This window comes from Shewanella rhizosphaerae (assembly GCF_019457655.1).
Classification (GTDB): Bacteria; Pseudomonadota; Gammaproteobacteria; order Enterobacterales; family Shewanellaceae; genus Shewanella; species Shewanella loihica.
Window position 1 is genome coordinate 2,476,470 of record NZ_CP080420.1, and the last position, 12,381, is coordinate 2,488,850.

The 12,381-nt window shown below is 56.6% G+C and carries 6 protein-coding genes; 5 read left to right on the forward strand and 1 reads right to left on the reverse strand.

From position 1 onward, the window contains the following. The first annotated feature begins 159 nt into the window (after positions 1 to 159). The 5 genes from recC to K0I63_RS11070 all read left to right on the forward strand — a co-directional run bounded on the left by recC (position 160) and on the right by K0I63_RS11070 (position 11,498). Complete coding sequence (recC, locus tag K0I63_RS11050; RefSeq protein ID WP_220081069.1) at positions 160 to 3,774, forward strand: exodeoxyribonuclease V subunit gamma; 3,615 nt, start codon at positions 160 to 162, stop codon at positions 3,772 to 3,774. Position 3,775: 1 nt separating this feature from the next. Beyond that, entirely contained in the window at positions 3,776 to 7,447 is a 3,672-nt protein-coding gene (gene recB, locus K0I63_RS11055) for an exodeoxyribonuclease V subunit beta (RefSeq protein ID WP_220081070.1), read from the forward strand. Then, positions 7,444 to 9,432 (forward strand): exodeoxyribonuclease V subunit alpha, encoded by a 1,989-nt coding sequence (gene recD, locus K0I63_RS11060; RefSeq protein ID WP_220081071.1) that lies wholly within the window; start codon positions 7,444 to 7,446, stop codon positions 9,430 to 9,432. The genes recB and recD overlap by 4 nt, the downstream gene beginning before the upstream one ends. Then, a complete protein-coding gene (locus K0I63_RS11065) occupies positions 9,429 to 10,352 on the forward strand; it encodes a hypothetical protein (protein ID WP_220081072.1) in 924 nt (307 codons plus the stop codon). The genes recD and K0I63_RS11065 overlap by 4 nt, the downstream gene beginning before the upstream one ends. A gap of 141 nt (positions 10,353 to 10,493) precedes the next feature. Further along, positions 10,494 to 11,498 (forward strand): D-alanine--D-alanine ligase, encoded by a 1,005-nt coding sequence (locus K0I63_RS11070; RefSeq protein ID WP_220081073.1) that lies wholly within the window; start codon positions 10,494 to 10,496, stop codon positions 11,496 to 11,498. A 95-nt stretch (positions 11,499 to 11,593) separates the two neighbouring features. Here the strand turns inward: K0I63_RS11070 and K0I63_RS11075 are convergent, their stop codons facing one another. After that, positions 11,594 to 12,031, reverse strand: coding sequence for an Hsp20 family protein (locus tag K0I63_RS11075; RefSeq protein WP_011865932.1), 438 nt, complete (start codon positions 12,029 to 12,031; stop codon positions 11,594 to 11,596). Positions 12,032 to 12,381: the final 350 nt, after the last annotated feature.

The window sequence follows — 12,381 nt, forward strand, 5'->3', positions numbered from 1 at the left end:
TGCAGGCTAATCCTCAAGCAAAGCCATTGAAAATGTGTGAAAAACAAGCATAAACTGAACTAACATATCGAATTACGCCGATATTGTACGGCGAGCATTGGCCGGATACCCCAGATGCCCTAGAATGGCCAAAGAACAACGAAATGGATAAGTGATCTCATGCTGTATTTGGTGCAATCGAATCGAATGGAAGCTTTGGCAGAGCTGCTCGCCAACGAGCTACAGACGCCCCTGCCGGGTCAGTCGCCGCTAAGCAATGAGCAGATCTTGGTCCAGAGTCCCGGCATGTCCACCTGGCTCAGGCTCGCCATCGCCAAACAAAACCAGGTCGCGGCGGCGCTGGAGTTCCCCCTGCCGTCGAGTTTTATCTGGCAACTCTGCCACCAGCTGCTGCCGAATGTGCCCAAGGAGAACGCCTTTACCAAACCGGCCATGACCTGGAAGCTGATGGAGCTGCTGCCAGGCCTGCTATCTCAGGAGGTGTTCGCCCCGCTGGCAAACTATCTGAAAGACGATGCCATACTCACAAATAGCGCGGCGCCGCACTCGTTAAAACTGTTTCAGCTTTGCAGCCAAATAGCCGACATCTTCGACCAATACCTGGTCTATCGCCCCGACTGGATCTTGGCCTGGGAACAGGGTGAGGATAGACTGCCCCCCAACGAGCGTTTGCTAGCTGCCAACCAGCAGTGGCAAAGCCTGCTGTGGCGCGAACTTATTCACTACAATCATCACACGCTGAACCAGAGCCGCTATCACAGGGCGAACCTGCACCAGGCGCTATTTGATGCCTTAAGCGATCCCCTGTGCGATCTTAGCAAGTTGCCGCCGCGCCTGTTTGTCTTTGGTATCTCCTCCATGGCGCCGCAGACCCTGGAAGTACTCTACTTTTTGGCCAAACGGATCGATGTAGTGATGCTCAACCTAAGCCCCTGCCAACACTATTGGGGCGACATAGTAGATCCTAAACTCAGGGCGAGAATGGCGCTGCAATATGGCGACAAGCAGCAACTCGCCATCGATTGGGAGAGTAAGCTTGAGGTGGGCAATCCCCTGCTGGCCAACAACGGCAAGATGGGCCGCGAGCTGTTAGACCTTATCCTGGAACTGCCGGAAAACGACACCAACTTCAACTTCGAGTGCTATCAAGATCCGGGCTCAAACAGCCTGCTCCACGGTGTGCAGCAAGATATCCTAGAGCTTTGCACCCGCGGCGAAACCCTAGGACCGGACGCCGAACTCTATCTCACCACTAAAGGCAGACGAGTACTTAAGATTGACGATGATTCCCTGACCCTCAGGAGCTGTCATAGCCCGCTGCGGGAGCTTGAGACACTGCACGATCATCTGCTGGAGCAGTTGTCGCAATCGGATGGTCTCGCCCCCAAAGATATCGTGGTGATGATGCCGGATGTAGCGGCCTACGCGCCCTACATAGATGCGGTATTTGCCTCCAAGCGCGGCGATCATTTTATCCCTTACGCTATCGCCGATCGCGGCGCGGCCCAGGAATCCCCGCTGATCAACAGCTTCCTGCACCTGCTGGGTCTCAACAAGAGCCGCTTCGCCCTGACGGACATCTTAGGCATACTCGAGGTGCCCGCCGTGATGCGCCGTTTCGATCTGAACGATGATGACCTCCTGCTCATCCGCCGCTGGCTGGAGCAGGCGGGCGTGCGCTGGGGAAGGGATCAGCACAGCCGTCAGGCGCAGCAGCTGCCCGCCTTCGAACACAACTCCTGGGCCTTTGGCATCAAGCGGCTGATCTTAGGCTATAGCTTCAGCGATGAGGCGCCCATCTACCATGACAGCCTGGCGCTCCCCGGCGTCGAAGGGCAATCGGCCCAGGCACTGGGTAAGCTGCTTAACTTTATCGAGGCGATCGACGAGTTTAATCTGGCGCTTGGCGAGCATTGCCCCTTAAGCGTGCGCATTACTCAGCTGCAGACCTTGGTAGAGACCTTCTACGACTGCATCGATGAGGAGCTGAGTCAGAAACAGGAGCTTTTACAGGCGATCACCCGTCTGAGTGAGGAGCTCACCGCCACACAGTATCAGAGCGAACTCGAACTCGAGGTGATGCAGAACTGGTTTACCCGTCACCTCACCGAGTCCCGGGTGGGACAGCGTTATCTAGCCGGTAGCGTCAACTTCTGTACCCTGATGCCGATGCGCTCCATCCCCTTTAAGCTGGTCTGTCTGTTGGGGATGAACGATGGTGTCTACCCCAGGGTACAGCACCCGGTCGGCTTCGACCTGGTAGCTCAGGAAGGGCCACGTAAGGGCGACCGTTCTCGCAGGCTGGATGACAGATACCTGTTCTTAGAGGCGCTGCTCTCTGCCAGGGAGCAGCTCTACATCAGCTATATCGGCCATAGCGAGCGGGATAACAGTGAGCGCATCCCCTCTATGCTGGTGTCCGAGCTCATCGAATACTGTCAGCTCTGCTATTTGCCGGAAAATTGTGCCCACCTGCTGAACGGGGCTAATGCAGATGACACAAGCACGGCAGATATTGCAAAAATCGAGCAGGCCATCTTAGACCAGCTAATCATCACCATGCCGCTGCAGCCCTTCGATGAACGCCTCTATCTGGCAGACGAATCTGAAGGCGCAGAGTCTGAAGGCGCAAATAGTGAGCCAAGACGTCTTCGCCAGAGCTATAGCGAGCAGTGGTGCCCTAGCGCCCTTGCTGAGCAGGATAAGCAGCACTACGGGGAGCAGGGTGCCAAGCCAGCAAGTGCTGGTCATTTCATCGAGGCGCCGCTGAGTCTGGTCGCCGATGAAGATAAGGGTGAACCACTTGAGCTCTCGGCGCTGATCCGTTTCTACCGTAATCCGGCGCAGTATTTTTTCAATCGCACCCTCAAGCTGGATCTTAATCTCAGCATACAGGCGGATGAAAACGATGAGCCCTTCGCCCTCAATCCCCTGTCTCGCTATCAGCTTCAATCGACCCTGATAGAAGATGCGGTAAAATCCGGCGATGAGAGGCCATCGAGTGAGCTGTTAGAGCGCTTGCGGCTCTCGGGGCAGTTGCCCCTTGCTCCCTTTGATGACCTCCTGCTTAAACAGTATCAGCACGATATTCGTGCCCTGGTCGGACGCACCCTGTATCTACAGGGAGAGAGCAGCCATACCCAGGATATCGACCTGCTGTTGAGAGATAGCGCCGCCACGGCTTTAGTGGGGCGAATCGATGGCGTCAGCGCCAAGGGGCTGGTCAACTATCGGCCTGGTACGGCGAACGCGCGGGATCTGATCCGTGTCTATCTGCGTCACCTATGTCTTAACGCTAGTCTTAACGCTAGCCTTAACGCTAGTCTTAACGCCAGCGTCAGCGACAATAACAACGTGGAAAGCCATGAGGCCACGCCTTGGCAGCGACACAGCTTTCTGCTCGATATCGGCCATTTCCACGCCTTCGCGCCGATAACGCCCGAGCAGGCACTCAATCAGCTCTCGCTCTGGGCCGAGCATTATCATCAGGGGCAGAGCCAGCCCTTGTCCTTCATGCCAAGAACCGCCTTTGCCTATGTCGAGGCCGAGGGTGATCATATTGAGAAGCTGATCGCCGCCCAGCCCCAATGGCTGGATGAACAATCTAATCTGGGCGACGGTCAGGAGGCTCACTATCAGCGGCTGTTTACTTTCCCCGATGACTTTAGCGAGGCAGGTTTTGGCACCATCGCCAGCACACTGCTCTCCCCTATGCTGAGTCTCTATCACAAGGCGCCGCTGAGCGAGTTGGCCGATTTCGTGGAGGGCCAATAAGATGACGACACAGACACTGGATCCCCTAAGCCTGCCGCTATCGGGCACTCGTCTCATCGAGGCCAGCGCAGGTACCGGCAAGACCTACACCATCGCCGGACTCTATGTGCGTTTATTATTGGGCGATAGCCAGCGTGCGCCGCTAAGCTGCGAGCAGATCCTGGTGGTGACCTTTACCAACGCCGCCACCCAGGAGCTTAGGGATCGTATCCGCAAGAAGATCCAGCTGGCCTACCGCGCCTTTCTCGGCATGGAGGTGGACGATCCGCTGATCAATACACTTTATTCTGAGGCCGAGCCCGAGGCGCGAAATCAGGCGCTGAAAAGGCTGGATCTCGCGCTCAAGTCGCTGGATGAGGCGGCGATTTTTACCATACATGGTTTCTGCCAGCGCATTCTGTCGGACATGGCGTTCGAATCATCCCTGCTGTTTGAGTCTGAATTTACCCTGGATGATAGCGAATACCTGCACCATGCGGTGCGCGACTTCTGGCGTGAGGCCTGCTATCCGCTACCCGGTTATCTGGCGCAGATCATCTGCAACAAGTTTAGCGATCCCGAGGGCCTGACCAAACAGTTACGGCCGCTACTCGGCGCCAATCAGGCCAGCGTCTCGCCAACACCCGAAGCCTTTAGTCAGGTATCGGAGCGCCTGAGCCAGAGCCTTTCGAGACTCAGGCTTATCTGGCCGCGCGAGCGAGACGCCACCCTTGAGCTGCTCAAGGCGCTGCCGCTCAACGGCACCCGCTTTGGTAAGAAAGATCAAGGCTATCCCAAGCTCGAGACCCTGTTTGCCGCCATGGATAACTGGGCGGCTCAGCCGCTCTCCCTGCCCGACAACAAGGTGCTAGGGGCCCTGGCCTTAGGCGGCCTCAAGCTCAACAAGGGCGGCGAGATCCCAACGCCGGAGCAGGCGCCGCTACTTGCTCATATCGAGCGTGTCACAGAGACAATTGACACCTTAGTCCCCAGCTTCCTCTATGGCGCCCGCGATGGGATCAAGCGCCGTTTTGCGGCGCAGAAACAGCTTAAGAATCTGCGCACACCGGACGATCTACTGATCGCCCTGGCAGGTGCCCTAAGCGAAGAAACCGACAAAGAGCAGGCGCTGGCAAGAGCCATCGCCAAGCGTTTCCCCATCGCCCTTATCGATGAATTTCAGGACACAGATCCGCTGCAATATCAGATCTTCAGCCGCATCTATCAAGGCCAGCAGGTCTCAACAGACAGCGACCTCGGCCTCTTGATGATTGGTGACCCCAAACAGGCGATCTACGCCTTTCGCGGCGCCGATATCCACACCTACATCCATGCCAGGGGCCAGACGGAAAACCACTACAGCCTGGACACCAACTACCGCTCCAGTCAGGCCATGGTCGAGGCGGTCAATCAGCTGTTCTCAAGAAGTGACGATCCTTTTATCAGCCAGGCGATCCCCTTTGAACTCATCAAGCCCTCCCCCATGGCGGCAGAGAAGCGCCTTGTCGAGAAGGTCCCTCAAACGAGCGCGCTGCGGCTTAAGCTACTCGGCGAAGATCCCAACGCCGGGCTCAATAAGGCCAGCGCCCGCAGCCAGTTGGCCGAAGATGCCGCCAACGAGATAGCCAGGCTACTCAACGAGGCCCAGCGAGGCGAGTGCTTGAAGCAGAATAAGCCGCTCAAGGCAAAAGATATCGCGGTGCTTGTCAGGGATCGCAACGAGGCCGCCTATATCAAATCGGCGCTGAGTAGCCGGGGGATAGGCGCCGTCTTTCTCAGCCGCGACAGCGTATTCGATACCCTGGTGGCCAAGGAACTTGCCCTGGTGCTACTGGCCATCGCCAATCCCAAGGATGAGCGCGCGCTGCGCAGCGCCATGGCCACCGCCCTGCTGGGCTATGATGCCCAGGCGATCCATGGCTTTAATCTGGATGAAGATGTGCGTCAGCAGCAGCTCGAGGCCTTCGACAACCTGCATCAGACCTGGCTCAAGCGCGGGATCATGCCCTGCATGATGGCCTTGGCGGCCGACACCCGCCTCATCGAGCGTCTGTTGACTGCAGATGAGGGGCAGCGCCGCCTGACCGATTTCAGGCACCTCGGTGAACTGCTGCAACAAAAAGCGATGGAGCTCGACGGCATCAGCGCCCTGCTCAACTGGTATCAGCAAACGCTGATCGAGGTGAGTAGCACGGAAGAGGCCCAGCTCAGGCTGGAGAGCGAGCAGAATCTGGTACAGATAGTCACCATACACAAGAGTAAGGGACTGGAATATCCCATCTGTTTCCTGCCCTTCGTCAGCCTGGCCAGAGACAATCGCCGCAAGCCTGCACCTATGCTCTACCACGAGCAAGATGCCCTAGTGTGGGATATCGACCAGAGCGACGAAGGCTGGGCCAAATACAAGGCGGAAAATCTCGCCGAAGATCTGCGCCTGCTCTATGTGGCGCTTACCCGACCCGTACTGGCCTGCTACTGCTATGTCGCCAACCATTCGCGCTTCACCAAGCGTGACGGGATCAGCAGTCAGTTATTCGAGACCGCCATCGGTTACCTTTTGGGCATAGAGACCAAGGCCTGCGAGTTTGCCGACATTCAGGCCGCCGCCCAGGCGCTGGCGAGCGAGGCGATCTCGGTCGATCTGGTGGAAAGCGACGCACCCAAACTAGACTTTGACCCTATCGACACTGCCGATGCCGTCAAGCTGGCGCCGCGGCCACTTAGCCGCAGGCGCGAGATCCCCTGGCGGGTGGGCAGCTATTCTGGTCTGGTGAAACATTCGGCTCACGAACAGATCAGCCCAGGCATGGGCGATGAGGCCTTTCCCGAGCTTGAGCAATTAGCTCCCGATAGCGAGCAGCTGTCCAGGTTTAGCTTCGAGCGCGGCGCCAACGCGGGGAGTTTCCTCCACTGGGTGCTGGAGCAGATAGACTTCACCCAGGCCGATACCAGCCTAGGCGATGAGCTGCCCAAGGCGATGGAGCGCTTCGGTATCGATAGCGAGTGGCAAGATATGCTGCATGCCTGGTATCTGGATCTGCTGCATACGCCCCTCGATGGTGATGGGCTGCGTCTTGCGAGCCTAAGCCAGGCACAAAAACTGGTGGAGATGGAGTTTTACATGCCTATAGGCAAGCTCGACGCACCTGGGCTTAATCAGCTGCTCAGTGATTATGGCTATAGCGCCGCACTGAACTTCGAGACCCTAGAGGGGATGCTCAAGGGCTTTATCGACTTAACCTTCGAATATCAGGGCAAGTTCTATATCGCCGACTATAAGTCCAACCATCTGGGGGATCACCTGAGTCACTATGAAAAACCCGCCATGCAGCGGGCGATCGCCGGTCACCACTATGACCTGCAGTACATCATCTATAGCCTGGCACTGCATCGCTACCTCAAGCTGCGCCTGCCCGGCTACCAGTATGAGAAGCATGTGGGCGGCTGCTACTACCTCTTCCTTAGGGGCATGTCGGCCGACTCACCGAGTACCGGCGTCTATTACGACAAACCGCCCCTAGCGCTGATCCAGGCCCTGGACACCCTGCTTAGCGAGGCTGAGGCCAGTGAATCTCAAGCTGAGTCTCAAGCTGAGTCCCAAGCTGAGCCCCAAGCTGAGCCTGAGTCGCACTCGCAAGCAGACAGGCTATCTGACATGCCATCAGGCCCAGCACAAGGAGAGCTAGACCTATGATCCAGCTAGCACAGCCACTTAGCCAGCTGCTTAAGCACTGGCAGCAGGAGGGACTACTGACCCCATTGGATCGCCACTTTGCCCTGCAAATGCAAGCCCTGCACAGCGATGGCGACGATCTCTTTACCCTGATCTGCGCCCTGCTCAGCCGTCAGCTATCCCAGCAACACACTTGTCTGCCCCTGACTCAGATAAACAGGAATAACCCGCTGCATGAACAGCAGCCTCAGTGTCAACTTGAACTGTCGCCCCAGGCGCTGGCCGAACAGTTGATTCAATATCAAGCCATTAGCCCGGCCGATGGTGAGCTAAACACCCCCTTGATCCTCGATGGCGACAGGCTCTACCTGCAGCGTTACTACCAGTTTGAGACTCAGGTGGCCGAGCGTCTTACCCGCCTCAATCAGCCCATCACAGTTGCCGCGCCAGATAAGGTAGCCAGCATACTGAATATTCTGTTTGCCGGTCAGGCGGAGAAGCCTGATTGGCAGAGGGTAGCCACCGCCACCGCCTTTAGCCAGAAACTGGCGGTGATCACCGGCGGGCCCGGTACAGGCAAGACCACCACAGTAACTAAGCTATTACTGCTGCTCTGTCTGGAACAGCAACTCACCATCAAGTTGGTGGCGCCAACGGGCAAGGCGGCCGCGCGCCTGAGCGAGTCGATCAAGGCCTCCAAGGCGAGGCTTGCCCAGGAGCTGGCCCCCTATGGTGAAGAGTTAGATCTTGAGCAGCTTAAGCAGGTCCCCGAAGAGGCAGCTACCCTGCACCGTCTGCTGGGGGTGATCCCCGGCTCCCACCGATTCAGGCACCACAAGGACAATCCTCTCAGGCTGGATCTCTTGATCCTCGATGAGGCCTCCATGGTAGATCTGCCCATGATGCACAAGCTGCTGGCCGCGCTGCCGGAGCACGCCAGGCTCATATTGCTTGGCGATCAGGACCAGCTCGCCTCGGTCGAGGCCGGCGCCGTGCTGGCTGATATCTGCGCCGGGCTAAAACAGACAGACTCACAGGAAAGTGGCTGGCGCATGCGCTACTCACAAGAGAAGGCGGCACTCCTGAGTCAGTTAACCAAGGAAGATCTCAGCGTCTATATCGATGCGCGCCCGGCACTGGGCGATAGTCTGGCCATGCTGATGCACAGCCACAGATTTAAGGGCGATGCCGGTATAGGACAGCTGGCCGGCGCCGTCAACCGCCGCGATCTGACGGGCATATTAAGTGTCTGGCAGAAAGGTTATGGAGAACTTGGCTGGCTTGAGCATCAACTCACCCCCCAGGGCAATGCCGGACTCACGGCCTTGATGGCTCAGAGCGTCGACAAATATCGTCCTTATCTGGACTTGGTCGGTCACCTGGCCAACAAAGAGCAGGCTCAAGATGTAGATAAAGAGGCAGATCAACAACTGGATCTGGACAAAATCGCCAACCAGATCATCACTCGCTTCAACGACTACCGTATCCTCTGCGCCATGCGCGCCGGCGAATATGGCGTCGAGGGGATCAACGCGGCGGTCACCCAGGCGCTTAAGGATGCCCAGCTGATCCAGCCATCCAGCGAGTTTTACGCCGGACGCCCTATCATCATTCAGAGTAACGACTATAACCTTGGGCTGTTTAACGGTGATATCGGGGTGATCTTGCCAGCTCACGGCTCCACCCACCGCCTGATGGCCTATTTCGTTCAGGCCGATGGCAGCCTGCTCAAGGTGCTGCCCGCCCGCCTGCCCAGCCACGAGACCTGTTACGCCATGACGGTGCATAAGAGTCAGGGCAGTGAGTTTCAGCAGGTCGCCTTCGTCTTACCGCCAAGGCCTAGCGTCGCCCAGCGCCAGCTACTGACCAAGGAGCTGGTCTACACGGCCATCACCCGCGCCAAGGGACACTTTAGCTGTCTTGGCAGCCAGGCGGTGTTCGAGGCGGCCTGCAGCCAGGCGACCCTTAGGGCCTCGGGTCTGGCCCAGAGGTTGTGGCCAGCATGACTCAAACCTTGTCCCAGCTGCTCAACCAGCGCCCGAGTGCCCATCCGAGGGCATTAGTGGTGGGTAACGGCATCAATCGCTACCGCCCTAGCGGTCAACACGCCAAGCAAGCAACCAGCATCAACGCCTGGGATGAGATGCTCCTCAGCCTTTGGCGTGCACATCAGGGCAATGAGGTGGCAAGCATTCCTGCTGGCATCGCCCTAACCGAGTTTTATGATGCGCTGGATCTCATTAGTAGTCAGCCCAACACCCAGCTACAGAAAGCGTTCTGTAACCTGATGACCAACTGGCAACCCCAGCGTCAACACCAGCGAATGATTGCCTGGGCAGCGGCGAACAACACGCCCGTGCTGACCACCAACTTCGAACAGACTCTGGCGAAAAGTCACCAACTTAAACTACATCACCTGCAGGCGAAACATTTTACCGACTTCTACCCCTGGTCCAGCTACTTTGCCAAGTCGCCCATCGCCTCGCCCACTGAGGAGTTTGCCATCTGGCACATCAACGGCATGCAGAGGTATGCCCGTAGCGTGCGCCTGGGACTGAGCCATTACATGGGGGCGGTAGACAGGGCCAGGGATATTTTGCATCAGGGCCATCTTGGTGGCGGCTTTAAAAAGGCGCTAAAGGAACATTGGCGCGGTAACAGCACCTGGCTCAATATCATGCTGCATAACGAACTGGTGTTTATCGGACTCGGGCTTGAGAGTAACGAGATCTTTCTGCGCTGGTTGCTAATCGAACGCGCTAAGCTCTATAAGGCCTTTCCCGAGCGCAGGCGCGCGGCCTACTATGTTTACGCCGGTGAGCCCATCTCCCAGGGACAAGCGCTGTTTCTTGAGGCGGTAGGCGTAACTGTGCTGGCGCAAACCGATTATGATGCGCTCTATGAGGCGCCTTGGGCCGAGCGTTAAGGCGGCATAAATAATGATTTCGGCCACAAATTGCCCGGTCAGACATTAAGCTTTCTTTAAGCAGCATCCAGGACTTGCATAAAAAAATCAGCACGTCATAGTGAGCATGGAAAACGATACTGAGTCGAAAACGGAGACCCGATGAATCCGATCAACCTTTTACTTTTATGCGGTGGCGGCGGCGATGAACACGCCATCTCCCTGCTGTCGGCCAACTATTTCGAGACCTCGCTGGCGAAACTTCCCCACCTGAATGTGCTGCGGGTCGAACTCGATGCCAAGGGACAATATCAGACCAAATCAGGTGAGCGTTGTGAGCTGACCAACCGCCGCGAGATCCGCTTCGAAGACGAAAGCCTGGCCCCCTGGCCGGTGGATTATGTGCTCCCCTGTATTCACGGCTATCCTGGCGAGACCGGCGACATTCAGTCCTATTTCGAACTCATAAACCTACCCTATTTCGGCTGTGACGCCGAGGGCTCTCGCAACTGTTTCAACAAGATCACCGCCAAGATGTGGTTTAGCGCCCTGGGGATCCCTAACACCCCTTACCTCTTCCTGAACCAACTGGACGAGCAGGCAATTGCCCAGACCACAGATGCCCTGGCCAAGTGGGGCTCAGTATTCGTAAAGGCCGCCTCACAAGGCTCCTCTGTGGGCTGTTACCGGGTCGATGACGCGGCGCAGATCCCGGCCATTCTGGCCGATGCGTTTCGCTATTCTCCTTATGTGGTGGTGGAGAAGACCATTCAGGCGCGGGAGCTGGAAGTCGCCGTCTATCAATATCGCGGCGAGACAGTCGCCACCCTGCCTGGCGAGGTGATCTGCGCCGGTGGCACCTTCTACACCTATGATGAAAAGTATGCCGCCGACAGCAAGGCCACCACTAAGGTGGTAGCCGAGGTCAGCGATGAGGTAGCCGAGCAGATCCGCACCTACGCGGTGAAGGTTTTCGATGGCATGAAGCTCAGGCACCTGTCGCGCATCGATTTCTTCCTCACGCCAGAGGGCGAGATCTTACTCAACGAGATCAACACCTTCCCGGGCCTGACGCCGATATCTATGTTCCCTAAGATGCTGGCCAACCATGGCGATGACTTTAGCCAATACCTGAACGAAGCCATTCTGACCGGGCTTAATCGCTAAACCTGAAAGGTGAACGTTAGCCATCAAAAAAGGGAGCCTGGGCTCCCTTTTGTTATTCGATGCAGCGCTCTAAAGCGCTGCACTTAGCCATTCTTTTAGGCGTCTAGCAGCCTTGAAGTTGAGATCTCAATCTTGCGCGGTTTTAGGGCCTCGGGGATCTCACGCTGCAGATCGATATTGAGCAGGCCGTTTTCGAGGTCGGCGCCAATCACTGTCACATAGTCGGCCAGCTGGAAGGTGCGCTCGAAACCGCGCTCAGCGATGCCTTGGTACAGGTATTTGCGCTCGCTCTCCTGCTCCGCCTTGGTGCCTTTCACCACTAGCTTGTCGCCTTCGCTAGTGATGTCTAATTCTTCCATCGCAAAGCCGGCCACCGCCATGGTGATGCGATAGCGATTTTCGCTCAGCAGTTCGATGTTGTATGGGGGATAACCCGAATTACCCTTGTTCGATGCAGCATGCTCGGCAAGCTGGGCTAAACGATCGAATCCAATGGCACTACGGTATAGAGGGGTCAAATCATAATTACGCATAGGTATATCCTTGTATTAAGCAATATAGTAGTTAGTGGCCGACAATAATTCACACGATATGTTTGAATGAATTGCGCCGCGCCTTTTAGTGACATCACCGGGCAGCCCAAAGGCACTGCCATAACAAGATCAACATCTTGGGTAACATCAGGGGCCTCGATGAGCGCCCCATACTCACTATATGTGGCTAGGCCTTTATGATTTCAAGGAAGAAATTTAAAAAAATTTTCCGGCGCCATTTGAATGCACTTGTGCAAAAGTTGATGACCCAGAAATTGAACCAGAGCGTGGCTCAGAGAATGGCCTAGAGAATCACCAAGAGAATGACCCGGCTAATTCCTCTCATAAAC

What these genes read in the sequence shown, in the direction of transcription:
- K0I63_RS11075 (WP_011865932.1), bottom strand. Translation starts at nt 12,031, where the DNA reads ATGCGTAATTATGATTTGACCCCTCTATACCGTAGTGCCATTGGATTC.
- K0I63_RS11065 (WP_220081072.1), top strand. Translation starts at nt 9,429, where the DNA reads ATGACTCAAACCTTGTCCCAGCTGCTCAACCAGCGCCCGAGTGCCCAT.
- K0I63_RS11070 (WP_220081073.1), top strand. Translation starts at nt 10,494, where the DNA reads ATGAATCCGATCAACCTTTTACTTTTATGCGGTGGCGGCGGCGATGAA.
- recB (WP_220081070.1), top strand. Translation starts at nt 3,776, where the DNA reads ATGACGACACAGACACTGGATCCCCTAAGCCTGCCGCTATCGGGCACT.
- recD (WP_220081071.1), top strand. Translation starts at nt 7,444, where the DNA reads ATGATCCAGCTAGCACAGCCACTTAGCCAGCTGCTTAAGCACTGGCAG.
- recC (WP_220081069.1), top strand. Translation starts at nt 160, where the DNA reads ATGCTGTATTTGGTGCAATCGAATCGAATGGAAGCTTTGGCAGAGCTG.